The following is a 25,691-nucleotide window of genomic DNA, read 5'->3' as shown; positions in this document are numbered from 1 at the left end:
GGAGAGGCCGGCCGGGAGGGGGCAGGGGCACTGCCACGGGGCACGGGACGGGGGCTGGTGGCAGGCCGGGGAGTCGGGCTGGGGCTGGCCGCCGCTGTCGACTCGGGCTTGCGCACCTGGGGTGGCTCGGGCTTGCTCACCGGAGGTGCGGACGGGCGGCTCGGTGCACCGGCAGGTCTGGCGGCCGGCGCGGCGGAGACCGGGGTGGGTTTCAGAGGTGCCGACGGCCGGGCTGGCGTGGCGGTGGCGGGCGTCTGACGTCCGGCCTGGGGCACCACCTTCCTCACCGCCGGCGGCTGGGTGGGAGCCGCCGGCTTCGTCGGGGCGGCTGGAGCCTGCGCCACGATCTCCGGCCTGGGTGCCGGCTTGACGATGAGCGGCTTGGCGGCCGGGGGTGCGGTCGAGGCAGGGGCTGCAGGCTTCTGCGGGCTGCCTGCCGGCTTGACGGCCGGCGGCTTCGGCTTGGCGGCAGCAACGGAACTGGCCGGGGTCGCGGGCGACGCGGGAGCGGCCGGGGCGGCCTTCTTGACGGACAGGATGGCCTTGGCCGGCTCGCTCGCCGGTGGCGTTGGCCGGACGGGCTGGGCCACCGGGGCTGCGCCGCCGTTGCCCGGGGTGCTGATCAGGCTGCGGATGCGCTCGGCCTCCCTGTCGCTGATGGAGCTGCTGTGGCTCTTGACCGCAATGGACAGCTTCTCAGCGGCGTCGAGCACGTCCTTGTTCTCCAGGCCAAGGTCCCGGGACAGCTCATAAATTCTGACTTTGCCGCTGCTGGTCATTCAGGTCTCCAATCGGTCGGGGCACCGTGTGCCTCCGAGCCCCACGCGCGGTGCGGCCACTGTTCATCTTGCCTCAGAGGCTGCAGCGAGTGACTCGCTCAACCGTTCCTCCAGTGCCCTGTAAATGGAATCCGACACCTGACAGCGCAGGGAACGCTGCAGGCGTTTGCGGCGCCTGGCCTCCTCGATGCAGCTGCTGGAAGGACAGACATAAGCCGATCGGCCCATGGCCCCGGTGACGGTCCCCTCGAGCACCACCCCATCCCCGAACTGGCGGATGATCCGCCAGAGCCGGCGGCGATCCTGCCGTTCCCGGCAGGACACACAGCGCCGCAGCACCACCCCTCCGCTCACTGCAGTTCGGCGGTGGCTCCGGTCTCGAGCTCAGTCTCCGCATCAACGTCAACCGAGGTCACGTCCCCGGTCTCTGCCAGCGGCTCCGCCTGGTCATCCGCTTCGGCGTCCCCATCCTCGGCGTAGCTGTCGTAGCCCTCCTCGTCCTCGGGCAGGGGATACAGCTCCCGCAGGCGGGCATCCTCCTCGGCACGGGCGGCCTGCTCCACCGCCAGACGGGCTTCGGCCTCGGCCTGCTGCCGCTCATCCTCCTCGCGCAGGGCGATCAGCTCCGCCGCCCGGGCGTCCTCACTGACCTGGTCGTAGTCGGCGGCATTCTTGATGTCGATCTTCCAGCCGGTGAGACGTGCGGCCAGCCGGACGTTCTGGCCCTCGCGGCCGATCGCCAGGCTGAGCTGGTCGGGGGGGACGAGCACATGGGCGTGCTGTCCCTCAGGGTCCACCAGGCGCACCATCTCGACGCGGGCGGGGCTGAGGGAGTTGGCCAGGTACTGAGCCGGATCGGGAGACCAGCGGATCACGTCGATCTTCTCGCCGCGCAGCTCGTTGACCACCTGCTGAATGCGGGAGCCCCGGGCGCCGATGCAGGCCCCAACGGGATCCACTTCGCGCTCGACACTGTCGACGGCCACCTTGGTGCGCGGGCCGACAGCCCGTGAGGGGGGATTGGCTTCGCGGGCCACGGCCACGATCCGCACCGAACCTTCCTGGATTTCCGGAACTTCATTCTCGAACAGGTACACCACCAGACCGGCATTGGCCCGGGAGACGAACAGCTGCGGTCCGCGGCGGGGGACCTCACTCACTTCCTTGAGGAAGACCTTGAAGGTGGCGTTGGCCCGGTAGTTGTCGTTGGGGAGCTGATCCCGCCGCGGCAGTTCCGCTTCCACCTCAGGCCGGCCCAGGCCTGAACTCACGGCCATGATCACCGACTGGCGTTCGAAGCGGATCACCCGGGCGGTGAGCACCGGGTCTTCGAGATCGGCGAACTCCTCCTGGATCATCCGCCGCTGCTGGTCGCGCAGTTTCTGGGCGAGCACCTGCTTGGTGGTGGCGGCGGCCATGCGGCCGAAGTCGTCCTTCTCGGGGGTGACATCGAGCACCACGGTGTCTCCGACCTGGGCGTCCTCGGCCACCTGCTGCACCTCGGCCAGGGCGATCTGGTGGTCCTCGCTCTCCACCTCCTCCACGATGATCTTGCTGGCCAGCACCCGGTACCCCTCCTCGTCGAGGTCGAGGGCCACGTCGAAGTTGCTGAAGTAATCCTCCTCGAAGGGGTCTTCGCTGATGCCCAGGTAAAGGGTGCGGCGGTAGCGCTCGTAGCCCTTGAGCAGGGCCTCGCGCAGGGCTGCCTCCACCACCTGGGTAGGAAGCTTCTTCTCCTCGCTGATGTCCTCGATCAGGTTCTGCAGACCGGGGAGGAGAACGAGTGCCATCGGGTCAAAAAGGGGTGAAGGGGGGAGGGAGCGGAAGCGGTCAGTCCGTGGCGGGTGTGACCAGGCGGACCGAGATCACATCGGGACGGGGGATCCGGCTGATGCGGCCGCGCAGATTGAGCTGGAGGTGCTGCTCGTCCCTCTCCAGCAGCAGGCCTTCGCGGGTGGTCTCCAGGCCCTGGCCATCGCGGAAGCGCACCGCCACGGGGAACCCGCGAAAACTGTGGAAATCGCGGTCGTCGAGCAGCTCCTCGCCGATCCCAGGGCTGCTGACTTCCAGAACATAGGCCTGGGGCATCAGCTCGCTGGCGTCGACGACCTCGCCGAGCACACCGCTGAAGGCGGCGCAGTCGTCCAGGTTGACGTCCCGTCCGTCGGCGTGGCGGATCTGGAACACCAGCGTGAGCGGCAGCCGGTGGGCCTGGATCTCCACTCCCTCAAGCGCCAGGCCCGAAGCCTCGGCGAGCGGGGTGACCAGACGCTCCAGATCGGGGATGAGTGGATGGGGCACCGGCGGGGCTGGAGAGCGGGTCGGACGCCCGACCGGCCTCTGCAGAAAACTGCCCCTGAGTTCAAGGTCGCCTGGGAGGCAGCACTCGATCGTCAGGGTGATGCCCGCCGGGCATGACTTCGAGCGTACAAGCCGGCACGGCAGACCCAGGCGCCTGAGGGCTCAGGCCGAGGGAGCTGCCCCACCCGGTGCGTCGAACAGACCGAGGCTGGGGGCCTCTCCGTAGAAGTCGTCGGCGCCGACCTCGCCCCTGAGCGCCTGGTCCTGGTTGAGGCAGCGTTGGGGTTCCCTGACGTACTGACAGACCCTGGCCCAGAGCTTGGCGCGGGTTCCCGGAGCCCCCTGGCTGAAGATCACCTGGTCCTGGCCGCCCACCATGCCCTGGATCTCCACCTGGCAGAGGGCACATCGCACACGGGTGCCGGGGGGGATCGAGGCCATGGGCTGGCAGCGCTGTTGCGGCAACTTAGTGTGAAGACCACCATCCGTGGTCTCTTCTGTTGCGAGCCCTTCAAGAGCGGGGCCCGATCTGTCAGACGGATTCAGGGGCGGTGTCCACAGGCGCTCATCCGCTCAGGGTTCTGCAGCTCAGTGATCCCCATCTGCTCCGTCAGGGGCGGGGCCGCTACAGGGGACGCACCCCTCTGGCTCAGCTGCGCCATGGCCTCGAGCAGGCCCTGGCCGCCCTTGGGGATGCCCCGGACCTGCTGCTGATCAGCGGTGATCTCTGTCAGGACGAGAGCTGGGGAGGCTATGTGCAGCTCCGAGAGCTGCTTACCGCTTCCGGGCTGCCCCTGGCGCTGCTGCCGGGAAATCACGATCACCCCGCCCTGCTGCAGGCGGCCCTTGGGCGCCATGCCGTGCTGGCGCCCGCTGAACTGCGGCTGGGCCCCTGGCGTCTGCTGCTGCTCTCCAGTCACCGCAGCGGGGACATGGGCGGCTGGCTCGGCTCCCGCCAACGGGACTGGCTGCGGCAGCGTCTGCGGCAGGAGTGCTCCCCCGCCCTGGTGGTGGTTCATCACCCGCCCTTGCCGATCGGCGATCCAGGCTTCGATTCCATCCGTCTGCGCGATGGCGCCGAGCTGGCCGGGATCCTCCTGGCGACGTCCTCCGCCCGGCTGCTGCTCTGCGGCCATGTCCATCAGCACTGGCAGGGACTTCTGGGCGGGCAGGACCGGCAGGGCATTCCCGTCCTGGCCTGTCCTTCCACGCTCTGCAGCTTCGGGGCGGTTCAGCCCTGCCCGATGGGCCGGCCGGAGGACCCGGGCGGCCGTCTGCTGGAGCTGTATGACGACGGTCGCTGGAGCCAGCGGCTGCTGCGCTGGTCGCCCTGGCCGGAGCCAGCGGCTACCGGTTGTGCGACCTAACCTCGGCTCCATGTGCAGTCCCGCTCACGCCCGCTCCGTCGTCGGTTCGATACTGGCTCCGCGCAGCTTCTGGCCTGGCCATCGCCGCTGGCTGGCTCTGCTGCTGGTGATCGGACTGATCCTGGGGCTGCCCTCCCAGGCCCAGGCCCTGGCCCTCGCCCCTGAACTGTCCACTGATGTCGTTCCGGCCAGCGCTTCGCCACCGGCTGCTGCTCGGACCCACAATTTCGTTGCCGAGGCGGCCCGCCGGGCCAGCCCGTCGGTGGTGCGCATCGACACTGAGCGGGACGTGCCTCGCCAGGCATTCGATCCGGCTCTGCTGGATCCTCTGCTGCGCGATCTCTTCGGTGACCCGGCGGGCAGCAGCCGTGAGCGCGGCCAGGGATCCGGTGTGGTGATCGACGCCGGGCTGGTGCTCACCAATGCCCATGTGGTCGAGAGGGTCGATCAGGTGGTGATCACCCTTGCCGATGGTCGCCAGCTCGATGGCACCGTGGTGGGCGCCGACCCTGTCACCGATCTGGCGGTGGTGCGCCTCGAGGATTCCCCCCGCGACCTCAAGGCAGCTCCCCTGGGCAATTCCGAAGCCCTGGAGGTCGGCGACTGGGCCATCGCCCTCGGAAGCCCCTATGGCCTGGAGCGCACGGTCACGCTCGGCATCATCAGCAGCCTGCACCGCAACATCAACAGCCTCGGCTTCGCCGACAAGCGGCTCGATCTGATCCAGACCGATGCGGCCATCAACCCCGGCAATTCCGGGGGGCCGCTGATCAATGCGGCCGGTGAAGTGATCGGCATCAACACCCTGGTGCGCTCCGGTCCCGGCGCCGGCCTCGGCTTCGCCATTCCGATCAATCTGGCCCGGGGTGTCGCCGATCAGCTGCGTACAGGCGCCGATGTGGTCCATCCCTATCTCGGCCTGCAGCTGGTGCCGCTCACGGCTCGCCGTGCCCGCGAGAACAACCGCGATCCTGAGGCGGTGCTGCAGTTGCCCGAGCGTGACGGCGCCCTGGTGCAGCGGGTGCTCCAGGGCAGCCCGGCGGAATCCGCCGGGCTCAGGCGTGGGGATCTGGTGGTGGCGGCGGCCGATCAACCCGTGGCCGATCCCGCTGCCCTGCTCCAGCGGGTCGAGGCCTCCCGTGTCGGCGAGGCCCTGCCCCTGAAGGTGGTGCGTGGCAACCGGGAGCTGCAGCTTTCGATCCGGCCCGCCGCCCTGCCGCGGGCGTCCTGAATCGCCCTGCACCAGCTGGGTTGTCCAGGAGTTGAAGCATCCGCTTGCTACGGTCTCACCCCCTGGTTCCACCCCCATGGCCGAGCTGCAGGACCGGATGAAGCTGGCTGTCGCCACGGCCGCCGTCGATCAGATCCGGGACGGCATGGTGCTCGGCCTGGGCTCCGGCTCCACCGCCGCCCTGATGATCCAGGAACTCGGCGCACGCCTGCAGCGGGGTCAACTCTCCGGCATCACCGGGGTGACCACCTCGTTCCAGGGAGAGGTGCTCGCCGCTGAGCTGGGCATCCCCCTGCAGAGCCTCAATGCCGTGTCCCGCATCGACCTGGCGATCGATGGCGCCGATGAGGTCGACCCCGCCTTCCAGCTGATCAAGGGAGGTGGGGCCTGCCACGTGCAGGAAAAGCTGGTGGCCCGCAGGGCCGACCGCTTCGTGGTGGTGGTGGATTCCAGCAAACTGGTGGAGCGCCTCAACCTGGGGTTCCTCCTGCCGGTCGAAGTTCTGCCCGGGGCCTGGCGCCAGGTGAAGGCGGAGCTCGAGGCCATGGGCGCCACCGGTGACCTGCGCATGGCCGTGAGGAAGGCAGGTCCGGTGGTCACCGACCAGGGGAACCTGGTGCTCGATCTCAGCTTCGCCGGCGGCATCGCCGATCCAGCGGCCCTGGAGCAGGCGATCAACAACCTGCCGGGCGTGCTGGAGAACGGGCTGTTCGTGGGTCTCACCGACCAGGTCCTCGTGGGCGAGATCGTCGACGGGGATCCCCGGGTGCGGGATCTCGAGCGGGCCAGCCCATCAGCCTGAGGGGTTCAGTCGAGCCGGCGGCGCACGGAATCGGCGTGGCTGTGCAACCCCTCGCTCTCGGCCAGGGTGATCACCGCTGGACCGGTGGCCTCGAGGGCCTGGCGGTTGAAGGCGATCAGGCTGGTGTGACGCATGAACGTTTCCACACTGAGGGCACCGGAGAACCGGGCGGTGCCGGAGGTGGGGAGGGTGTGGTTCGGACCGGCCAGGTAGTCGCCCACCGCCTCGGGGCTCCAGGCGCCGATGAAGATCGCGCCGGCGTTCTCGATCCTCCCGGCCAGGGGTTCGGGCCTCTCCACCAGCAGCTCCAGGTGCTCGGGCGCGAAGTGGTCGCTCAACCGGGCCGCGTCTTCCAGGGAAGGGCAGAGCACGATCAGCCCCCAGTCCTCCAGGGCTGCACGGCAGAGATCCGCCCGGGGGTGGTGGCGCAGCTGCTGTTCCAGGGCCTTGGGCACAGCCGCCGCCAGGGCGGCGCTGGTGGTGAGCAGGATGGCCGCCGCCAGGGGGTCGTGCTCGGCCTGGGCGAGCAGATCGGCCGCCACGTGATCAGGATCCGCGCTCTGGTCGGCAATCACCAGCACCTCGCTGGGACCCGCCAGGGAATCGATGGCCACCTGGCCGTAGACGGCTTTCTTGGCCAGGGTCACGTAGAGGTTGCCCGGGCCGCTGATCACATCCACCCGGGGGATCGATTCTGTGCCGTAGGCCAGGGCGGCGATGGCCTGAGCCCCACCGACCCGGTAGACCTCCTCGACCCCGGCCAGGTGGGCGGCGGCCAGGACCGTGGGGTCGGGTCGTCCCTGCGGACCCGGGGGCGTCACCATCACCACTCGCTTGACCCCGGCCACCCGGGCTGGAACGGCATTCATCAGCACGGTGCTGGGATAGGAGGCCCGTCCGCCGGGCACATAGAGCCCTGCCCTGGCCACCGGACGCCAGCGGCGCCCCAGGCGCTCGCCGTGCACACCCGTCACTTCCAGGTCGCCGGGCTTCTGACGCTGATGGAAATCGAGGATGCGCCGGTGGGCCAGCTCCAGGGCGCTGCGCAGGTCGGAGGGGCAGGCCTTCCAGGCGCTGGCCAGCTCCTCGCGGGGAATGCGAAGGGGATCCGGCCGGAAGCCGTCGAAGCGTTCGCTCAGCTCCAGCAGGGCGCCATCGCCGTCTCGTTTCACCTGCTCGAGGATGGCTTCCACACTGGCGGCCGCCTCCTGGCTGGCACCGCCACTGGTGCGGCCGGCGATGTGCGCGAGCCTGGCCGCAGCTGCATCGAGATCGTCCAGGCTGTCGAGGGCCAGGGCTGGTGCGGGGTCGCTCAGGGTGTTCGGCACGGGCAAAGGCGCTGGCGGAGGGCGGCGCAGCTGGGTCAGTTTCGCAGGCTAGAGCTGGCTCTCTGGCGGGCGGGCCCGTGAGGGTAAGATCGACAACTGCTGAATCAGCGCTGAACCCGCCTGTGGCCAATAACAAGTCTTCGAAGAAGCGCATCCTGATTGCCGAGCGCAACTGGTTGCAGAACCGCACCTACAAGTCGGCGGTGCGCACGCTGATGAAGCGCTGCTTCACGGCTGTGAGCGTCTACAGCCAGGAGCCCGGCGAGGACAACAAGACGGCCGTTCAGGCCAGCCTCAACGCCGCCTTCAGCAAGATCGACAAGGCCGTCAAGCGCGGTGTGATCCATCGCAACACCGGCGCCAATCAGAAATCGCGGCTCAGCACCGCCGTCAAGCAGGCGATCGAGCCCGTTGCCGGCAACGCCTGAGCAGCTCGCCGTCCCCATGACCGTCAGCACCATGCCTGCCGTGGCCACCGCGCTTCCGGCGCTGGTTGACTCCCACTGCCACGTGGTGTTCAGCACCTTTGAGGCCGACCTGGAGGAGGTGGCTCAGCGCTGGCGGGAAGCCGGAGTGGTGTCCCTGCTGCATGCCTGCGTGGAGCCATCCCAGATCGCTCCGATCCGGGCCCTGGCCGATCGTTTTCCGGAACTGCGCTACTCGGTGGGGGTTCACCCCCTCGACACCGAGCACTGGGGCCCCAGCACCCAGGCTGTGCTGCGCCAGGCCGCCCTCGACGACCCGAGGGTGGTGGCCATAGGTGAACTGGGTCTGGATCTCTTCCGGGATTCCAACCTCGACAGTCAGCTGCAGGTTCTTGGCCCCCAGCTCGATCTGGCCGTGGAGCTGGATCTGCCGGTCATCATTCATTGCCGCGATGCCGCTGCTCCCATGCTTGATGAGCTGCGTCAGCGGCAGGCCGAGGGACGTTGCCCCAGGGGAGTCATGCACTGCTGGGGCGGCACCCCGGAGGAGATGGCGTCGTTCCTTGAGCTGGGTCTGTACATCAGCTTCAGCGGAACGGTCACCTTCCCCAAGGCCTTCGACACCCATCTCTGTGCCCAACAGGTTCCGGCCGATCGCTACCTGGTGGAAACCGACTGCCCGTTCCTGGCACCGGTTCCCCGCCGTGGCAAGCGCAATGAACCCGCCTACGTGGCCGCCGTGGCCAGCCGTGTGGCGGAGCTCAGAGGCGAGGCCCTCGAGCAGGTGGCGGCGGACTCAACCGCGAATGCCTTACGCCTGTTTGCCCTCCCCAGACCATCCGAGCCTCATAGTGTATGATGTTTTATTGGCCTGGTAGCGTGAGCGCACCATTGTCGAGGTCGGCAGCTCCGATTCGAGATTCATCAGCGTGAACACGGCAGGGTTCTCCCCTCACCCGGGGAGGGCCCTGCCGTGCCTTTGGTTGTCCTTGCGGCAGTCCAATGCGTCAGGCGTGTTCCCGTCGGCGCAGCCCATCCACCTTTTCACCCGTTCCTGCAGGTCCCCGCATGAGCAGCGCGATTCAGGTCGCCAAGACCGTCACTTACCTGCCCGATCTGGTCGAGGTGCAGCGGGCGAGTTTCAAGTGGTTCCTGGAGAAGGGTCTGATCGAGGAGCTCGACAGCTTCTCTCCGATCACTGACTACACCGGCAAGCTTGAGCTCCATTTCGTCGGCACGGAGTACCGCCTGAAGCGGCCCCGCCACGACGTCGAGGAAGCGAAGCGCCGCGATGCCACCTTCGCTTCGCAGATGTATGTCACCTGCCGGCTGGTCAACAAGGAAACCGGTGAGATCAAGGAGCAGGAGGTCTTCATCGGCGAGCTGCCGCTGATGACCGAGCGCGGCACCTTCATCATCAACGGCGCCGAGCGGGTGATCGTCAACCAGATCGTGCGCAGCCCAGGCGTCTACTTCAAGGACGAGCAGGACAAGAACGGCCGCAAGACCTTCAATGCCAGCCTGATCCCCAACCGGGGTGCCTGGCTGAAGTTCGAAACCGACAAGAACGATCTGCTGCACGTTCGCGTCGACAAGACCCGCAAGATCAACGCCCATGTGCTGATGCGGGCGATCGGTCTCTCTGACAACGACGTGCTCGACAAGCTCCGTCACCCGGAGTATTACAAGAAGTCGATCGAAGCGGCCAACGACGAAGGCATCTCTTCGGAAGACCAGGCGCTGCTGGAGCTGTACAAGAAACTGCGTCCCGGTGAGCCCCCTTCCGTGAGTGGTGGTCAGCAGCTGCTGCACAGCCGCTTCTTCGATCCCAAGCGCTACGACCTCGGCCGCGTGGGCCGCTACAAGATCAACAAGAAGCTGCGGCTCACCATCCCTGACGCCGTGCGCACCCTCACCGCTGAGGACGTGCTCTCGACGATCGATTACCTGATCAACCTCGAGCTCGATGTGGGCGGGGCTTCTCTCGACGATATCGATCACCTCGGCAACCGTCGGGTGCGCTCCGTCGGGGAGCTGCTCCAGAACCAGGTGCGGGTTGGTCTCAACCGTCTGGAGCGGATCATCAAGGAGCGCATGACGGTCGGTGAGACTGAATCGCTGACCCCCGCGCAGCTGGTCAATCCCAAGCCCCTGGTGGCGGCGATCAAGGAGTTCTTCGGCTCCAGCCAGCTCAGTCAGTTCATGGACCAGACCAATCCCCTGGCGGAGCTGACCCACAAGCGGCGCATCAGTGCCCTCGGCCCAGGCGGCCTCACCCGTGAGCGGGCAGGCTTCGCTGTGCGTGACATTCACCCCTCTCACTACGGCCGCATCTGCCCGATCGAGACTCCAGAGGGTCCCAATGCCGGTCTGATCGGTTCGCTGGCCACCCATGCCCGCGTCAATGAGTACGGCTTCATCGAAACGCCCTTCTGGAAGGTGGAGAACGGTTTCGTCCACAAGCAGGGCGATCCGATCTATCTCTCCGCCGACCTCGAAGATGAGTGCCGCGTCGCCCCAGGTGATGTGGCCACTGATGCCGATGGCCGCATCCTCGCTGAGCTGATCCCCGTCCGCTACCGCCAGGACTTCGAGAAAGTGCCACCCGAGCAGGTGGATTACGTGCAGCTTTCACCGGTGCAGGTGATCTCGGTGGCCACCTCGCTGATTCCCTTCCTCGAGCACGACGACGCCAACCGGGCCCTGATGGGCTCGAACATGCAGCGTCAGGCCGTTCCCCTGCTGCGGCCCGAGCGCCCCCTGGTGGGCACGGGCCTGGAAACCCAGGTGGCCCGCGACTCGGGCATGGTGCCGATCACCCGGGTGAATGGCACCGTCACCTTTGTGGATGCCACGGCGATTGTGATCCGCGACGAGCAGGGCACCGATCACATCCACCACCTGCAGAAATATCAGCGCTCCAACCAGGACACCTGCCTCAACCAGCGGCCGATCGTCAGCCAGGGTGACCAGGTGATCGCCGGCCAGGTGCTGGCCAATGGTTCCGCCTGTGAGGGTGGCGAGATCGCTCTGGGTCAGAACGTGCTGATCGCCTACATGCCATGGGAGGGTTACAACTACGAAGACGCGATCCTCGTCAGTGAGCGACTCGTTCAGGACGATCTCTATACCTCTGTGCACATCGAGAAGTATGAGATTGAGGCCCGTCAGACCAAGCTCGGTCCCGAGGAGATCACCCGCGAGATCCCCAATGTGGCTGAAGAAAGTCTGGGTAACCTCGATGAGATGGGGATCATTCGCATCGGCGCTTACGTCGAATCCGGTGACATCCTGGTCGGTAAGGTCACGCCCAAGGGTGAATCGGATCAGCCGCCTGAAGAGAAGCTGTTGCGTGCGATCTTCGGTGAGAAGGCCCGCGATGTGCGTGATAACTCCCTGCGGGTGCCCAGCACCGAACGCGGCCGGGTTGTGGATGTCCGCATCTACACGAGGGAGCAGGGGGATGAGCTGCCGCCGGGGGCGAACATGGTGGTGCGGGTCTATGTGGCCCAGCGGCGCAAGATCCAGGTGGGCGACAAAATGGCCGGCCGCCACGGCAACAAGGGCATTATCAGCCGCATCCTCCCCCGCGAGGACATGCCCTATCTGCCCGATGGCTCTCCGATCGACATCGTCCTCAATCCCCTGGGTGTTCCCTCCCGGATGAATGTGGGTCAGGTGTTCGAGTGCCTGATGGGCTGGGCTGCCTCGCACCTGAACTGCCGGGTCAAGGTGGTGCCCTTCGACGAGATGCACGGCAACGAAACCTCCAAGAACACCGTGCAGAAGTATCTGGAGGAGGCGGCCAGCGAGCCTGGCAAGGAGTGGGTCTACGACCCTGAGAACCCAGGCAAGATCCAGCTGATCGATGGCCGCACCGGCGAGCCCTTTGATCAGCCGGTCACTGTGGGTTATGCCCACATCCTCAAGCTCGTCCACCTGGTCGACGACAAGATCCACGCCCGCTCCACCGGTCCCTACTCCCTGGTCACTCAGCAACCCTTGGGCGGCAAGGCCCAGCAGGGCGGCCAGAGACTCGGGGAGATGGAGGTCTGGGCCCTCGAGGCCTATGGCGCGGCCTACACCCTGCAGGAACTGCTCACCGTCAAGTCCGACGACATGCAGGGCCGCAACGAGGCCCTCAACGCCATCGTCAAGGGCAAGCCGATTCCCCGTCCCGGCACCCCGGAATCCTTCAAGGTGCTGATGCGCGAATTGCAGTCGCTCGGTCTGGATATCGCCGTCTACACCGATGAGGGCGTCGAGGTTGATCTGATGCAGGACGTCAATCCCCGCCGCAGCACCCCCAACCGGCCCACTTATGAATCCCTCGGCGTCGCTGATTATGACGACGATTGAATCAACGCCCTGAGCTTCACCGTTTCACTCGACGTCCGCGCGCCCTTCGGCCATGACCAACAGCAACTCCCGCACCGAGAACCACTTCGACTACGTCAAGATCACTCTGGCTTCGCCGGAGCGGATCATGCAGTGGGGTCAGCGCACCCTTCCCAATGGTCAGGTGGTCGGTGAGGTGACCAAGCCCGAAACGATCAACTACCGCACCCTCAAGCCCGAGATGGATGGGCTCTTCTGCGAGAAGATCTTTGGCCCCTCCAAAGACTGGGAATGCCATTGCGGGAAGTACAAGCGGGTGCGTCACCGCGGAATCGTCTGCGAGCGCTGCGGCGTTGAGGTCACCGAGAGCCGGGTGCGACGTCACCGCATGGGCTTCATCAAGCTGGCGGCTCCGGTCTCCCACGTCTGGTACCTGAAGGGGATCCCCAGCTATGTGGCGATCCTGCTGGACATGCCCCTGAGGGATGTCGAGCAGATCGTCTACTTCAACTGCTACGTGGTGCTCGAGCCGGGCGATCACAAGGACCTCACCTACAAGCAGCTTCTCACCGAAGATGAGTGGCTGGAGATCGAGGATCAGATCTATGCCGAAGATTCCGAGATCGAGAATGAGCCCGAGGTGGGCATCGGTGCCGAGGCACTCAAGCGCCTGCTCGAAGATCTCAACCTCACCGAGATTGCCGAACAGCTGCGCGAGGACATCGCCGGCAGCAAGGGCCAGAAGCGGGCGAAGCTGATCAAGCGGCTGCGCGTGATCGACAATTTCATCGCCACCGATGCCCGCCCCGACTGGATGGTGCTTGATGCCATCCCGGTGATCCCCCCCGACCTGCGCCCGATGGTGCAGCTCGATGGCGGTCGCTTCGCCACCAGCGATCTCAACGATCTCTATCGACGGGTGATCAACCGCAACAACCGTTTGGCGCGGCTTCAGGAGATCCTCGCGCCAGAGATCATCGTCCGTAACGAAAAGCGGATGCTGCAGGAGGCTGTGGATGCTCTGATCGACAACGGCCGCCGCGGCCGGACCGTCGTGGGTGCCAACAACCGGCCGCTCAAGTCACTCAGCGACATCATCGAGGGCAAGCAGGGCCGCTTCCGCCAGAACCTGCTGGGCAAGCGGGTCGACTACTCCGGTCGTTCCGTGATCGTGGTGGGACCCAAGCTCAAGATGCACCAGTGCGGCCTGCCCAAGGAAATGGCGATCGAGCTGTTCCAGCCGTTCGTCATTCACAGGTTGATCCGGCAGAACATCGTCAACAACATCAAGGCGGCCAAGAAGCTGATTCAGCGGGCTGATGATGAAGTGATGCAGGTGCTGCAGGAAGTGATCGAAGGTCACCCGATCATGCTCAACCGGGCCCCCACCCTGCACCGGCTCGGCATTCAGGCGTTCGAGCCGAAGCTGGTGGATGGACGCGCCATTCAGCTGCACCCCCTCGTCTGCCCCGCCTTCAACGCCGACTTCGACGGTGACCAGATGGCCGTGCATGTGCCCCTCGCCATCGAGGCCCAGACCGAGGCGCGCATGCTGATGCTGGCGAGCAACAACATTCTTTCGCCGGCCACCGGTGAGCCGATCATCACCCCGTCTCAGGACATGGTGCTCGGCATCTACTACCTCACCGCGGTGGATCGCAAGGAGGTCATGCCCAGCTTCGGTGACCGCAGCCGTACCTTCGCTGGCCTCAACGACGTGATCAATGCGTTCGAGGAACGGCATCTCGATCTGCACCAGTGGGTCTGGGTCCGCTTCAAGGGCGAGGTCGATGACGAGGATGAGGGAGAGACCCCCGTGCATGAGGAGACGCTCAGCGATGGCACCCGCATCGAGCAGTGGAAGTACCGCCGCGACCGCTTCGACGAAGACGGTGCACTGATCACCCGTTACCTGCTCACGACCGTGGGCCGGGTGGTGATGAACAGAACGATCATCGACGCGGTGGCCGCCACCTGAGCTGATCTGCTGCAGCACGTCGTCGCCTTCACCTGATTACCCCAGGTTTTCCTCTTCGGTCTTCTTTTTCGCTCGCCGCCATGACCACCACCCCTTCCAAGCCCAATTCCCAGGACCGCCGCGCTCCCCTGAGCAAGGAACCGCCGCGTTTCCGCAACCGGGAGATCGACAAGAAGGCCCTGCGCAATCTCGTGGCCTGGGCGTACAAGCACCACGGCACCGCGGCCACGGCCTCCATGGCCGATGACCTCAAGGATCTGGGCTTCCATTACGCCACCCAGGCCGCGGTCTCGATCTCCGTCGAAGACCTGCGCATTCCCTTCGAGAAGGCCCGTCTGCTGGAGGAGGCCGAGCAGCAGATCACCGATACCGAAGAGCGCTACCGGCTGGGGGAGATCACCGAGGTGGAGCGGCACACCAAGGTGATCGACACCTGGACCGAAACCAATGAGCGGCTGGTGGAGGAGGTCAAGAAGAACTTCAACGAGAACGACCCCCTCAACTCGGTCTGGATGATGGCCAACTCCGGCGCCAGGGGCAACATGTCCCAGGTGCGCCAGCTGGTGGGCATGCGCGGCCTGATGGCCAACCCCCAGGGGGAGATCATCGACCTGCCGATCCGCACCAACTTCCGTGAGGGTCTCACGGTCACGGAATACGTGATCTCCTCCTACGGCGCCCGCAAGGGTCTGGTGGACACGGCCCTGCGCACCGCTGACTCCGGCTACCTCACCAGGCGACTGGTGGATGTGGCCCAGGATGTGATCGTGCGTGAGGACGACTGCGGCACCACCCGAGGCATCCCCATCCATGCCGATGAGAAGGGCCGGTTCTTCGCCAAGCTCGTGGGCCGTCTGGCGGGTGAGCCCGTGCACGGCTCCGACGGATCCCTGCTGGTCGAACGCGACGGCCAGATCGACAACGAGCTCTCCCGGCGGATCGAGGCCGCTGGCGTCAAGACCGTCGTGGTCCGCTCCCCCCTCACCTGCGAAGCCGCCCGCTCGGTCTGCCGCAAGTGCTACGGCTGGGCCCTGGCACACAACCAGCTGGTGGATCTGGGCGAAGCGGTGGGCATCATCGCGGCCCAGTCGATCGGTGAGCCCGGCACCCAGCTGACGATGCGCACCTTCCACACCGGTGGTGTGTCCACGGCCGAAACCGGCGTGGTGCGCTCCTCGGTGGCAGGAACCGTGGAGTTCGGCCCCAGGGCCCGGGTGCGCTCCCACCGCACCTCCCACGGGGTTGAGGCGCAGCTCTCGGAAACCGATTTCACCCTTTCGGTGAAGCCCAGCGGCAAGGGCAAGATCCAGCGACTCGACATCACCTCAGGTTCCGTTCTCTTCGTCGCCGATGGTGATGAGGTGCCGTCCGACATGGTGCTGGCTCAGATCTCCGCTGGCGCCGCGGTCAAGAAGAGCGTCGAGAAGGCCACCAAGGATGTGATCTGCGATCTGGCGGGTCAGGTGCGCTACGAGGACGTGATTCAACCCCGCGAGTCGACCGACCGCCAGGGCAACATCACCCTCAAGGCCCAGCGACTCGGGCGTCTCTGGGTCCTGGCGGGCGACGTGTACAACCTGCCTCCCAACGCCCAGCCCGTGGTCAGAGGCAATACCGCGGTCACCACCGGTGAGGTGCTGGCCGAGAGCCGTCTGGTGAGCGAGCACGGTGGTTCGGTGCGTTTGCGCGATTCCACCGGTGATTCCCGCGAAGTCCAGATCGTCACCGCCAGCCTGACCCTCAAGGACTGCAAGCTGGTGGGTGAATCCACCCATTCCGGCGAGATCTGGCACCTGGAGGGCAAGGACAACATCCGCTATCTGCTCAAGACCCAACCGGGAAGCAAGATCGGCAGCGGTGAGGTGATCGCCGAGCTGGCCGATGACCGCTTCCGCACCCAGACCGGCGGACTGATCAAGTACGCCCCCGGTCTCTCGATCAAGAAGGCACGCTCCGCCAAGAACGGCTACGAGGTGTCCAAGGGCGGAACCGTTCTCTGGATTCCCCAGGAGACTCACGAGATCAACAAGGACATCTCCCTGTTGATGATCGAGGACGGCCAGTGGATCGAGGCCGGCACCGAGGTGGTCAAGGACATCTTCAGCCAGACGGCCGGGATCGTCACCGTGACCCAGAAGAACGACATCCTGCGCGAGATCATCGTGCGTTCGGGAACGTTGCACCTCGTCAGCGACGCCAAGATTCATGCCCGCTACAGCGACGAAGGTCGCCTGCACAATCCCGGTGAGGAGATCGCCCCTGGCCTGGTTCCCGAGGCGATGGTGTTCGTCGAGGCTGTCGACACTCCTGAAGGTGGTGCCCTGCTGCTGCGGCCGGTGGAGGAATACCCCATCCCCGACCAGGCCCACCTGCCCGAGCTGGCCAGCGTCAAGCAGAACGGTGGCCCTTCCCTGGGCCTCAAGGCCACCCAGCGGCTCACCTTCAAGGACGGTGAACTGATCAAGTCGGTGGATGGTGTCGAGCTGCTGCGCACCCAGCTGATCCTTGACACCTTCGACACCACACCCCAGATGACGGTGGATGTGGAGGCTGTCCCCGACAAGCGGGCCAAGACGATCGAGCGCCTGCAGCTGGTGATCCTCGAAACCCTGCTGGTCCGCCGTGACACCCTCTCCGATGCCAGTCACGGCTCCACCCACACCGAGCTGCAGGTGGAGGACGGCACCAGCGTCAAGAGCGGCGATGTGGTGGCCACCACCCAGATCCTCTGCAAGGAAGACGGCGTGGTGCAACTGCCCGATCCGGTGGAAGGGGAACCGGTGCGTCGCCTGATCGTCGAGCGTGAGGGCGACACCCGCGGGATCGACATCGGCAGCGCCGAGCTGGCCGTGAGCGTGGGTCAGCGCCTGGTGGATGGTGAGCCCCTCGCCAGCGGTATCGAGGCTCCCTGCTGCGGTCAGGTGGAAGCCATCGACGGCAGCCTGATCACCATCCGACTGGGCCGTCCCTACATGGTCTCGCCGGATTCGGTGCTGCACGTGCGCGACGGCGAACTCGTGCAACGGGGGGATGCCCTGGCGCTGCTGGTGTTCGAGCGGCAGAAGACCGGGGACATCGTCCAGGGTCTTCCCCGGATCGAAGAACTGCTCGAAGCACGCCGTCCACGGGAATCTGCCGTGCTCTGCCGCAAGCCCGGCACCGTCACCATCAAGCTGGGCGAAGACGACGACTCGGTCACCGTCTCCGTGATCGAGCACGACGACGTCAGCACCGATTACCCGATCCTGCTCGGGCGCAACGTGATGGTGAACGACGGCCAGCAGGTCACGGCCGGTGAAATGCTCACCGACGGTCCGATCAATCCCCACGAACTGCTGGAGTGCTACTTCGAGGACCTGCGGGACCGCAAGCCCTCGATGGAGGCGGCCCAGGAAGCCATCTCCAAGCTGCAGTTCCGCATGGTGCAGGAGGTGCAGAACGTCTACAAATCCCAGGGGGTCACCATCGATGACAAGCACATCGAGGTGATCGTGCGCCAGATGACCAGCAAGGTGCGCATCGAGGATGCCGGTGACACCACCCTGCTGCCCGGTGAGCTGATCGAGCTCCGCCAGGTGGAGCAGGTGAATCAGGCGATGGCCATCACCGGTGGCGCCCCCGCCGAGTTCACGCCGGTGCTGCTGGGCATCACCAAGGCCTCGCTGAACACCGACAGCTTCATCTCCGCTGCCAGCTTCCAGGAGACCACCCGGGTGCTCACCGAAGCGGCGATCGAGGGCAAGAGCGACTGGCTGCGCGGTCTCAAGGAGAACGTGATCATCGGCCGCCTGATCCCCGCCGGCACCGGCTTCGGTGGCTTCGAGGAGGAACTGCGTGCAGAAGCCGGCCCCCACCCCGACATCCTCGACGAGGAGGCCGGCAGCTACCGCCGGGTGGCCAATCTCCGCCCTGACTACACGGTGGAGATGCCCGCCGCGGCCCCGGTCACCAAGGCGGTGCTGGAGGATCCTTCCGAGGACGAGCTCGATGCGGTTCGCAGCAAGCGGGGCATCGAGGCGGCCGCCAGCTCCTTCGCGGCCTTTGCCAGGCCCACCCAGGAGGAAGGTCTGGAGGAAGAGCTCATCCCCGATCCCGCGGCCGTTGAGGGTCTGCAGGAAGAGGGTCTACTGACAGAGGACTGATTCCAGTGCTGGAACCCACGCTCATCCCGAAGCGGCGCCTGCCCCGCTTCGGCTTCCACACCCACACCGAGCGGCTCAACGGCCGTTTGGCCATGCTCGGTTTCATCGCTCTGGTGGCGGTGGAGTGCTGGCTCGGCCATGGGCTGCTGATCTGGTCGTGATCGCCGCGGTGCCGCCCTCGTCCAGGCCTGTGCCCCTGCTGGGCCTGGGCCTGAACGAGCTGGAGGCGTGGGCCATCAGCCAGGGTCAGCCCGCCTTTCGTGGCCGTCAGCTGCACGACTGGATCTATGCCAAGGGGGCCCGCCGCCTGGCAGACATCAGCGTCCTGCCCAAGGCGTGGCGCGAGAGCCTCGCCGCTGAGGCAGACCCCGCCGATGCCGATGCACTCGGCCGCTCCAGGGAACTGCAGCGCAGCGTGGCCAGGGATGGCACCACCAAGCTCCTGCTGGGGACCGCCGATGGCCTCAGCCTCGAAACCGTGGGCATTCCCTCCCGCGATCGCCTCACGGTCTGCGTCTCCAGTCAGGTGGGCTGTCCGATGGCCTGCCGCTTCTGCGCCACCGGCAAGGGCGGGCTGCAGCGCTCCCTGGCGGTGCATGAGATCGTCGATCAGGTGCTGTGCGTGCGTGAGGTGATGGGCCGCCGTCCCAGCCACGTGGTGTTCATGGGTATGGGCGAACCCCTGCTCACGATCGATTCCGTGCTGGGGGCCATTCACTGCCTCTGCACCGACCTGGGCATGGCCCAGCGCCAGATCACGGTCAGCACCGTTGGAGTGCCCAGCACCCTGCCCAGCCTGGCCGAGCTTGCCCTGGAGAAACTGGGCCGCGCCCAGTTCACCCTGGCCGTGAGTCTGCACGCTGCGGATCAGGGCCTGCGGGAGCAGCTGATCCCCACCGCCCGCGCCTACCCGCTGGAGGCGCTGCTCGACGACTGCCGCCGCTATGTGGAGATCACCGGCCGGCGCGTGAGCTTCGAGTACATCCTGCTGGGGGGCCTCAACGACCACCCCCGCCAGGCAGCGGCCCTGGCGGCGCTGTTGCGCGGGTTCCAGAGCCACGTGAACCTCATCCCCTACAACCCGATCGAGGAGGAGGACTTTCAGCGCCCCAGCCCCGAGCGGGTGGAGGCCTTCCGCAGGGCGCTGCAGGAGCGGCATGTGGCCGTGAGTGTCCGAGCCAGCCGCGGTCTCGATGAAGATGCCGCCTGCGGTCAGCTCAGGCGGCGGGCGGCGGTCACGTCACTCTGACCACCTCCCGCCTCCTGGGTGTGCTGTTCACAGATCCGGTGGTGTCGGTCCAGGAGGTCGCCTCAGGTGGGATCCTTCGCTGGATCGAAGGCGCCGCGGGGGCCGGCGCCGTTCCAGGGGGTGAGCCGCAGCATCAGCAGAAAGGCCGGCAGTGCCGCTCCCACCGTGAACAGGAAAAAACTGCTCCAGCCCACCCGTTCGGCCACCAGCCCGGCAGGCGCGGCCAGGATTGAGCGGCTCAGGGCATAGACCCCTGAGAGCAGGGCGTACTGGGTGGCGGAGAACCGCGGGTTGCAGAGGCTCATCAGCAAGGCCACGAACACCGCTCCCACCATCCCGCCGCCGATGTTCTCCATGCCGACGGCCAGAACCAGTGCGGTCTTGCCGCCACCGAACTGGGCCAGGGCCCAATAGGAGAGGTTGCCGATCGCTCCGATGAGGGCGAACAGCCAGAGGGAACGGTTCATGCCCAGACGGCTGAAGAGCACACCGCCGAGCACCGTGCCGATCATCGTTGCGGCGATTCCCCAGCCCCCCTGCACCGCCCCGATCAGCCCGGGACTGAACCCCTGCTGAATCAGGAACGGGACGGCCATCAGGCTGAGCAGGCCATCGGGCCAGCGGTAGAGCAGAACCAGCAGAAGCAACAGGACGGCCCGTCCGAAGCCGGTGCGGCGGAGGAAATCACGTGCCGGGCCCACCACCGCCTGCCGCAGGCTGGTGACGGGATGCTCGTTCGGTGCCAGCCGCGGCGCCGCCAGGGTGAACGGAACCACCGCGAGCAGCAGCGCAGCTGAGGCCAGGAACGCCGCGGGCCAGCCGAAGCTGCCGGCCAGCATGAACCCTCCGGCACCGATGGCCAGCATGGCTCCCCGATAGCCCAGGGCAGAGGCAGCCGCTCCGCCGCCCCGCTCCGCCGGCGGGAGAATGTCCGTGCGGTAGGCGTCGACCGCGATGTCCTGGGTGGCGCTGCAGACGGCCAGCAGCACGGCCATGAGGCCGATCGCCGTGAGACTGCCCCCGTCTGTGCCAGGTCGCAGAAGGGCCATGGCTGCGATCACCGCCACCAGGGTGATCTGCAGCAGCAGCAACCAGCCACGCCTGCGATCCGGCCAGGGCAGTGGCCAGCGATCGAGGGCCGGCGCCCAGAGCATCTTCAGGGTGTAGGGCAGTTCCGCCAGGCCGAGCAGGCCGATCAGGCTCAGGGGCACTTGGTTGGCCGCCAGCCATCCCTGCAGAAGCTTGCTGCCCACCATGTAGGGAGTGCCGCTGGCCACCCCCTGGGCCGTCACCGCCACCAGGCGGCGGCGGGGGCCGGAGGCCGCCTCGACCGCTGTGATGCGCTCGCTGGCTGGTTCGGGTGCCAAGGGCCGGACGCGACTGGGCGAACCCTACGGAAGTCCGATGACCCCAGCATCCAGAATGGGGCACCTCCCTGGCCAGTGCCGTGTCGTTCTTCCGCTCCACCCTGTTGCCGGCCGCCATCATCGTGCTGTTCGGTCTGGCTCTGTTTGCGGTGAGTGCCAGGATCTGGCTTCCGGGTGACATGGCCGCCCCCGCTCCGATCGGCTGAGGGCCATGACCGACCAAGCCAACCCCGATCCCGGCGGTTCCCTGCCCCCCTACGCCCACGGTCCGGCCGAGCTGGCCTTCGACCCGGAGTTGCTGGCTGGCGAGCTGGCCCAGGAGCTGCTGGGCGATCCGCTCGAGGATCTCGATGCACTCGAGCCCGCCGAGGCCGACATCGCCGCGGAATGCGACCTGGGGCTGGAGTGGCTCAGGGGCGGCCATGACCAGCGCATGCAGGGGCTGCGCATTTTCTGTGAACACCGCGACCCCCGGGCGATCCCGCTGCTGCTGCCCCTGCTGGAGGCCACCTGTCCGATCCTGCGCATGAGCGCGGTCTATGCCCTGGGCCGCAACCCCGATCCGCGTGCGGTGGCTCCCCTGCTGGCCCTGCTGCAGGACGACAGCAACGGCTACGTCCGCAAGGCCGTGGCCTGGAGCCTGGGCAATTACCCCGAGTCGCCCGTGCTCAATCCCCTGATCCGGGCCCTGCAGAACGACATCGCGGCCGTGAGGTTGTGGGCGGCGGGATCCCTGGCGGATGTGGGCGGTACGGGCGCGGCCAAGGCCGATCAGGCCGCCGCCCAGTTGCTGGTGAGCCTGCGCATCGATTCCGAGCCGGTGGTGCGCAGCAACAGTGCCTGGTCGCTGGGGCGCCTCTACGACCACCTGGTGGATCCGCGTCAGGGGGAACTGGTGGAAACACTGGTGGCGGTGATGCTCCAGGACGCTGATTCCACCGTGAGGGACGAGGCGCGGGTGGCCCTGGAGCAGCTGGAAAGTCCGGCGGTGCTGGAGCGGCTGCAGACCCTGGTGGACGAGGGCCTGATCCGCTGAGACGGCTCCCTGCAGCGTCAGGGGAAGCTGGTTAACATTTGCCCACCTGAGTGAACCTGGATGGCCCAGACCACCATCCGCTTCCGCATTCGCCCCGATGGGCGGGTCGAGGAGCTCGTGGAAGGCGTCCAGGGTGCAGCCTGCGAGCAGCTCACCGAGCGGATCGAGAACCAACTCGGTTCGCTGGAACAGCGCCGCTCCACGTCCGAGGCCTTCCAGGCCGCGGCTCAGGCTGTCACCCCCTCGGTGAGCCTGCACCAGCGTTCTGCCTGAGTTTCACCCATACCCTTCGGCCCCCCCGATGTCCCACTTCAGCACCGTCAAGACCGAACTGCGCGACCGCGTGGCCCTGCTCGAGGCCCTGCGGGACCTCGGCCACGACCCTGAGCTGGGGGAGCGGCCGGTGCGTGGTTACCGCGGCCAGACCGTGCTCGCCGATGTGGCCCTCACCCGCAACGACGGCTGCGACATCGGCTTCCGCTGGAATGCCGAATCCGGCACCTATGAGCTCGTCACCGACCTTGAGCTGTGGAAGCAGCCGATTCCGGTCGAACGTTTTCTCGCCCAGATCACCCAGCGCTATGCCCTGCACCAGGTTCTGGCCGCCTCGGCCCAGGAGGGCTTCCAGGTGAGCGAGCAGACCTCCAGCCTGGATGGTTCGATCGAGCTCGTGGTCACCCGCTGGGATGGCTGAGGTCGATCCCTCCCTGGCCTACGCCGCACCGGCCCGCTCCAGGGAGCAACCCAGCGGCCATGAGCCATTGCTAGGGGGCAGCCTGCGTCAGCAGGCCGTCTGGGTTGACGAGGCCGTCTGCATCGGCTGCCGCTACTGCGCGCATGTGGCTGGCAACACCTTTCTGGTGGAACCGGTCTGGGGTCGTTCCCGGGCGATCCGCCAGGACGGCGACAGCACCGAGACCATCCAGGAGGCGATCGACACCTGTCCGGTTGATTGCATCCACTGGGTGCCTTACGAAGACGTGGCCCGCCTCGATGAGCGGCTGCGCTCCCAGGAGCTGCTGCCTCTGGGCTATCCGAGCCAATCCCGGGTTCAGCGCACCTTGCCTCGGCCTTGACGGCGGAGCTGCCCTGCCGTCGCTTCGGGCGCACGGAGTTGGCCATGCCGGTTCTCTCTCTGGGGGGGATGCGTTTTCAGCAGAGCTGGAGCGATCTGCCGGCCGGCGAGATCACCGCCGCCAGCCAGGCCAACCTGCGCGCCACCCTGGAGAAGGCCGTGACCTCCGGGTTCCATCACATCGAAACTGCCCGCCATTACGGAACATCCGAGCGGCAACTGGGTGATCTGCTGCGGGAGGTGCCCGATCCCCGCCGCATCCTCCAGACCAAGGTGCCGCCCCACGAGGATCCCGCCCAGTTCGAGGCCGAGCTGGAGCTGAGCTTTGATCGGCTGCGCATCGAGCGGCTCGATCTGCTGGCGATCCATGGCCTCAATCTGCCCGCGCACCTGGAGCAGACCCTGCGGCCGGGCGGTTGCCTGGACGTGGCGCGGCGCTGGCAGCAGCAGGGCCGCATCGGCCATGTGGGCTTCTCCACCCACGCGCCCCTGCCCCTGATCCTCGAGGCGATCGCCAGTGATGCCTTTGATTACATCAACCTGCACTGGTACTACATCCGCCAGGACAATCGCCCGGCTCTCGAGGCCGCCCGCCGCCACGACATGGGCGTGTTCGTGATCAGCCCGACCGACAAGGGCGGCCACCTGCACACCCCCTCCGAGCGGATCAACCGGCTGTGCGCTCCGCTTCACCCCATCGAGTTCAACGACCTGTTCTGCCTGCGTGAGGCGGCGATCCACACGATCAGCGTGGGCGCCGCCGGTCCGGCTGATCTCGACCTGCATCTGCAGGCGGTGGCGCGTCTGAACGAGGCCGAGTGCTGGCTGGCCCCGGTGCAGGAGCGGCTGGAGCGCACCAGGCTCGAGACCCTCGGCGCTCGCTGGCTCGAGAGCTGGAGCGATGGTCTGCCCTCCTGGGAGGACACCCCCGGAGGGCTGAACCTGCCGGTGCTGCTCTGGCTGCACAACCTGCTGGAGGCCTGGGATCTGGAGGGTTACGCCCGGGCCCGCTATGGCCTGCTGGGCCAGGGGAGCCACTGGTTCCCCGGCGCCAATGCCGAGGCCCTGGACCGGGAGGTGAGCGAAGCCGATCTGCTGGCGGTGCTGACGGCCAGCCCCTGGGCCGAGCGGATTCCGACGCTGCTGAGGAGCCTGCGCGAGCGGCTGGGGGGCACCAGCGTCCGTCGGCTGATGGCGGATGCGTGATCGGGCTCAGGCCAGGGGCTGCTTGGCGGGCAGACCCACGGCCCTGGGATAGATGGCGGGGCAGGGGGCGCTCGGCCTGAGCACCACCGCGTGGCGCACCCCCCGTCCTCCAGGCAGGTCGATCCGCTCCACCTGCTCCACCTCGGCGCGCAGGCGGGTGGCGGCCCGCTTCAGGCAGGCCAGATCCTCCGGGCTCCACTGGCCGCGATAGAGCAGGGCCCGGCCGCTGGTGTTCAGCAGGGGCACCAGATACTCCGCCACCACCGGGGCGGCAGCAACCGCCCGTGCCATCGCCCAGTCCTGGTGGCCGCGGCAGCTGCGGGTGTGACCGGTGGCCTCCGCCCGCTCCCAGCGGACCTGCACCCGCTCGCCCAGCCCCAGGCTGGCGGCCATGGCCTTCACCGCCTCCGCCTTGCGACCGACGGAATCCACCAGTGTGAGCTGGGCGGCCGGCAGGGCGATCGCCAGGGCCAGGCCGGGGAAGCCGCCACCGGTGCCCACATCGAGGCAGCGCAGGGACTGGGCCGGGGCGTTGAGCTGGTCGCGCCAGGGCCAGAGGCTGTCGTACACCTGGGCGATCCAGTAGTCGTCGCCATCGACCAGGCGCGTGAGGTTGAGCCGGGCGTTCCAGTGGCGCAGCTGCTGCTGCAACCCCATCAACAGCTGCAGCTGCTCAGGGGTGGGCTCCCAGCCCAGGCTGTCCCAGAGGCCAGCTGGAACGGGATCGGCGGGGGCCGTCATCACTGCAGCACCGTTGGTCGAGCTCTCTAGGATCACCCAACCATGGCGCGTGGTTGGTGGCAGGCGGCGAGCACCCGGTCACGGGCCCATCCCTCTACGCGCTGCTTGGTCTGCCGAGCACAGCCACGCCGCAGGAGCTGCGGCAGGCCTTCCGCTCCCTCAGCAAGCTGTACCACCCCGACACCACCACCCTGCCGCTGCCCGAGGCCCAGGACCAGTTCCGCCGGCTGCAGGAGGCCTACCTGGTGCTGGGCGATCCCCAGCGCCGCTCGGCTTACGACAGCCAGCTGCGTCTCGCCCTGCTGCAGCGCGTCGAGGCGCTGGGC

General features: G+C 67.0%; 25 protein-coding genes. 17 read left to right on the top strand and 8 right to left on the bottom strand.

The features are described from left to right. The 5 genes from VB734_RS11070 to VB734_RS11050 form a co-directional block, all read right to left on the bottom strand. The coding region (locus VB734_RS11070) for a translation initiation factor IF-2 N-terminal domain-containing protein (protein ID WP_323243335.1) at nucleotides 1-779 on the bottom strand (779 nt) is incomplete at its 3' end. Between the two features lie 63 nt (nucleotides 780-842). Beyond that, nucleotides 843-1,133: a YlxR family protein gene (locus tag VB734_RS11065; protein ID WP_197162564.1), complete on the bottom strand. Its 291-nt coding sequence runs from the start codon at nucleotides 1,131-1,133 to the stop codon at nucleotides 843-845. Continuing rightward, nucleotides 1,130-2,569 (bottom strand): transcription termination factor NusA, encoded by a 1,440-nt coding sequence (gene nusA, locus VB734_RS11060; protein WP_322781816.1) that lies wholly within the window; start codon nucleotides 2,567-2,569, stop codon nucleotides 1,130-1,132. Before nusA ends, VB734_RS11065 begins: the two co-directional genes overlap by 4 nt. A gap of 40 nt (nucleotides 2,570-2,609) precedes the next feature. Next, the gene (gene rimP, locus VB734_RS11055) at nucleotides 2,610-3,080 is read right to left on the bottom strand and encodes a ribosome maturation factor RimP (protein ID WP_197162568.1); all 471 of its coding nucleotides are present in this window, start codon (nucleotides 3,078-3,080) and stop codon (nucleotides 2,610-2,612) included. Nucleotides 3,081-3,242: 162 nt separating this feature from the next. Next, nucleotides 3,243-3,521 carry a hypothetical protein gene (locus tag VB734_RS11050; RefSeq protein WP_197162570.1) on the bottom strand — a complete coding sequence of 93 codons (279 nt, stop codon included), beginning with the start codon at nucleotides 3,519-3,521 and terminating at the stop codon, nucleotides 3,243-3,245. Between the two features lie 110 nt (nucleotides 3,522-3,631). Between VB734_RS11050 and VB734_RS11045 the strand changes: the two genes are divergently transcribed. The 3 genes from VB734_RS11045 to rpiA all read left to right on the top strand — a co-directional run bounded on the left by VB734_RS11045 (nucleotide 3,632) and on the right by rpiA (nucleotide 6,480). Then, nucleotides 3,632-4,447, top strand: a complete 816-nt coding sequence (locus VB734_RS11045) for a metallophosphoesterase (RefSeq protein WP_197162572.1) — start codon at nucleotides 3,632-3,634, stop codon at nucleotides 4,445-4,447. A gap of 10 nt (nucleotides 4,448-4,457) precedes the next feature. Next, nucleotides 4,458-5,678: a trypsin-like peptidase domain-containing protein gene (locus VB734_RS11040; RefSeq protein ID WP_197162574.1), complete on the top strand. Its 1,221-nt coding sequence runs from the start codon at nucleotides 4,458-4,460 to the stop codon at nucleotides 5,676-5,678. Nucleotides 5,679-5,754: 76 nt separating this feature from the next. Then, nucleotides 5,755-6,480 (top strand): ribose-5-phosphate isomerase RpiA, encoded by a 726-nt coding sequence (gene rpiA, locus VB734_RS11035; protein ID WP_197162575.1) that lies wholly within the window; start codon nucleotides 5,755-5,757, stop codon nucleotides 6,478-6,480. A gap of 5 nt (nucleotides 6,481-6,485) precedes the next feature. On the opposite strand, the gene hisD is transcribed toward rpiA, so the two are convergent. Next, complete coding sequence (hisD, locus tag VB734_RS11030) at nucleotides 6,486-7,808, bottom strand: histidinol dehydrogenase (RefSeq protein WP_231594610.1); 1,323 nt, start codon at nucleotides 7,806-7,808, stop codon at nucleotides 6,486-6,488. Between the two features lie 122 nt (nucleotides 7,809-7,930). Here hisD and rpsT point away from each other — a divergent pair, with 122 nt between their 5' ends. The 7 genes from rpsT to rlmN all read left to right on the top strand — a co-directional run bounded on the left by rpsT (nucleotide 7,931) and on the right by rlmN (nucleotide 19,940). After that, entirely contained in the window at nucleotides 7,931-8,236 is a 306-nt protein-coding gene (gene rpsT, locus VB734_RS11025; RefSeq protein ID WP_197162577.1) for a 30S ribosomal protein S20, read from the top strand. 16 nt (nucleotides 8,237-8,252) lie between these two features. Next, a complete protein-coding gene (locus VB734_RS11020; RefSeq protein ID WP_197162579.1) occupies nucleotides 8,253-9,092 on the top strand; it encodes a TatD family hydrolase in 840 nt (279 codons plus the stop codon). A 209-nt stretch (nucleotides 9,093-9,301) separates the two neighbouring features. Next, entirely contained in the window at nucleotides 9,302-12,592 is a 3,291-nt protein-coding gene (gene rpoB, locus VB734_RS11015; RefSeq protein WP_197162581.1) for a DNA-directed RNA polymerase subunit beta, read from the top strand. A 52-nt stretch (nucleotides 12,593-12,644) separates the two neighbouring features. Then, nucleotides 12,645-14,549 (top strand): DNA-directed RNA polymerase subunit gamma, encoded by a 1,905-nt coding sequence (locus VB734_RS11010; protein WP_322781815.1) that lies wholly within the window; start codon nucleotides 12,645-12,647, stop codon nucleotides 14,547-14,549. Nucleotides 14,550-14,629: 80 nt separating this feature from the next. Further along, nucleotides 14,630-18,691 carry a DNA-directed RNA polymerase subunit beta' gene (locus tag VB734_RS11005; protein ID WP_322781814.1) on the top strand — a complete coding sequence of 1,354 codons (4,062 nt, stop codon included), beginning with the start codon at nucleotides 14,630-14,632 and terminating at the stop codon, nucleotides 18,689-18,691. A 5-nt stretch (nucleotides 18,692-18,696) separates the two neighbouring features. Then, nucleotides 18,697-18,852: a high light inducible protein gene (locus VB734_RS11000; protein WP_322781813.1), complete on the top strand. Its 156-nt coding sequence runs from the start codon at nucleotides 18,697-18,699 to the stop codon at nucleotides 18,850-18,852. Continuing rightward, a complete protein-coding gene (gene rlmN, locus VB734_RS10995) occupies nucleotides 18,849-19,940 on the top strand; it encodes a 23S rRNA (adenine(2503)-C(2))-methyltransferase RlmN (protein WP_322781812.1) in 1,092 nt (363 codons plus the stop codon). The genes VB734_RS11000 and rlmN overlap by 4 nt, the downstream gene beginning before the upstream one ends. A 62-nt stretch (nucleotides 19,941-20,002) precedes the next feature. Here rlmN and VB734_RS10990 read toward each other — a convergent pair whose 3' ends face one another. Beyond that, complete coding sequence (locus tag VB734_RS10990; protein ID WP_322781811.1) at nucleotides 20,003-21,307, bottom strand: AmpG family muropeptide MFS transporter; 1,305 nt, start codon at nucleotides 21,305-21,307, stop codon at nucleotides 20,003-20,005. Nucleotides 21,308-21,387: 80 nt separating this feature from the next. Here VB734_RS10990 and VB734_RS10985 point away from each other — a divergent pair, with 80 nt between their 5' ends. The 6 genes from VB734_RS10985 to VB734_RS10960 are packed head-to-tail and all read left to right on the top strand — an operon-like array spanning nucleotide 21,388 to nucleotide 24,624. Then, nucleotides 21,388-21,513, top strand: a complete 126-nt coding sequence (locus VB734_RS10985; protein WP_255110479.1) for a hypothetical protein — start codon at nucleotides 21,388-21,390, stop codon at nucleotides 21,511-21,513. A 5-nt stretch (nucleotides 21,514-21,518) separates the two neighbouring features. Next, nucleotides 21,519-22,343 (top strand): HEAT repeat domain-containing protein, encoded by an 825-nt coding sequence (locus VB734_RS10980; RefSeq protein WP_197162591.1) that lies wholly within the window; start codon nucleotides 21,519-21,521, stop codon nucleotides 22,341-22,343. Between the two features lie 60 nt (nucleotides 22,344-22,403). Next, nucleotides 22,404-22,616, top strand: a complete 213-nt coding sequence (locus tag VB734_RS10975; RefSeq protein ID WP_322781810.1) for a DUF2997 domain-containing protein — start codon at nucleotides 22,404-22,406, stop codon at nucleotides 22,614-22,616. A 28-nt stretch (nucleotides 22,617-22,644) separates the two neighbouring features. Then, nucleotides 22,645-23,037, top strand: a complete 393-nt coding sequence (locus tag VB734_RS10970) for a DUF1257 domain-containing protein (RefSeq protein ID WP_322781809.1) — start codon at nucleotides 22,645-22,647, stop codon at nucleotides 23,035-23,037. Then, entirely contained in the window at nucleotides 23,030-23,419 is a 390-nt protein-coding gene (locus VB734_RS10965; RefSeq protein ID WP_322781808.1) for a ferredoxin, read from the top strand. Before VB734_RS10970 ends, VB734_RS10965 begins: the two co-directional genes overlap by 8 nt. Before the next feature lie 44 nt (nucleotides 23,420-23,463). Then, nucleotides 23,464-24,624 carry an aldo/keto reductase gene (locus VB734_RS10960; protein WP_322781807.1) on the top strand — a complete coding sequence of 387 codons (1,161 nt, stop codon included), beginning with the start codon at nucleotides 23,464-23,466 and terminating at the stop codon, nucleotides 24,622-24,624. Nucleotides 24,625-24,630: 6 nt separating this feature from the next. Here the strand turns inward: VB734_RS10960 and rsmG are convergent, their stop codons facing one another. Continuing rightward, entirely contained in the window at nucleotides 24,631-25,365 is a 735-nt protein-coding gene (rsmG, locus tag VB734_RS10955) for a 16S rRNA (guanine(527)-N(7))-methyltransferase RsmG (protein WP_322781806.1), read from the bottom strand. Nucleotides 25,366-25,421: 56 nt separating this feature from the next. Here rsmG and VB734_RS10950 point away from each other — a divergent pair. Further along, nucleotides 25,422-25,691 (top strand): J domain-containing protein (locus tag VB734_RS10950; protein ID WP_323243334.1); only part of this gene is annotated, 270 nt, incomplete at its 3' end.

It is taken from the genome of Synechococcus sp. BA-124 BA4 (assembly GCF_034931165.1).
This window is presented reverse-complemented; position numbering and strand designations above follow the sequence as displayed.

Excerpts from the sequence above, each read along its gene's own strand:
- nusA (WP_322781816.1), bottom strand. The coding sequence starts at position 2,569 with ATGGCACTCGTTCTCCTCCCCGGTCTGCAGAACCTGATCGAGGACATC.
- VB734_RS11050 (WP_197162570.1), bottom strand. The coding sequence starts at position 3,521 with ATGGCCTCGATCCCCCCCGGCACCCGTGTGCGATGTGCCCTCTGCCAG.
- VB734_RS11040 (WP_197162574.1), top strand. The coding sequence starts at position 4,458 with ATGTGCAGTCCCGCTCACGCCCGCTCCGTCGTCGGTTCGATACTGGCT.
- rpiA (WP_197162575.1), top strand. The coding sequence starts at position 5,755 with ATGGCCGAGCTGCAGGACCGGATGAAGCTGGCTGTCGCCACGGCCGCC.
- VB734_RS11020 (WP_197162579.1), top strand. The coding sequence starts at position 8,253 with ATGACCGTCAGCACCATGCCTGCCGTGGCCACCGCGCTTCCGGCGCTG.
- rpoB (WP_197162581.1), top strand. The coding sequence starts at position 9,302 with ATGAGCAGCGCGATTCAGGTCGCCAAGACCGTCACTTACCTGCCCGAT.
- VB734_RS11010 (WP_322781815.1), top strand. The coding sequence starts at position 12,645 with ATGACCAACAGCAACTCCCGCACCGAGAACCACTTCGACTACGTCAAG.
- VB734_RS11005 (WP_322781814.1), top strand. The coding sequence starts at position 14,630 with ATGACCACCACCCCTTCCAAGCCCAATTCCCAGGACCGCCGCGCTCCC.
- VB734_RS10980 (WP_197162591.1), top strand. The coding sequence starts at position 21,519 with ATGACCGACCAAGCCAACCCCGATCCCGGCGGTTCCCTGCCCCCCTAC.
- VB734_RS10975 (WP_322781810.1), top strand. The coding sequence starts at position 22,404 with ATGGCCCAGACCACCATCCGCTTCCGCATTCGCCCCGATGGGCGGGTC.
- VB734_RS10970 (WP_322781809.1), top strand. The coding sequence starts at position 22,645 with ATGTCCCACTTCAGCACCGTCAAGACCGAACTGCGCGACCGCGTGGCC.
- VB734_RS10965 (WP_322781808.1), top strand. The coding sequence starts at position 23,030 with ATGGCTGAGGTCGATCCCTCCCTGGCCTACGCCGCACCGGCCCGCTCC.
- VB734_RS10960 (WP_322781807.1), top strand. The coding sequence starts at position 23,464 with ATGCCGGTTCTCTCTCTGGGGGGGATGCGTTTTCAGCAGAGCTGGAGC.
- rsmG (WP_322781806.1), bottom strand. The coding sequence starts at position 25,365 with ATGACGGCCCCCGCCGATCCCGTTCCAGCTGGCCTCTGGGACAGCCTG.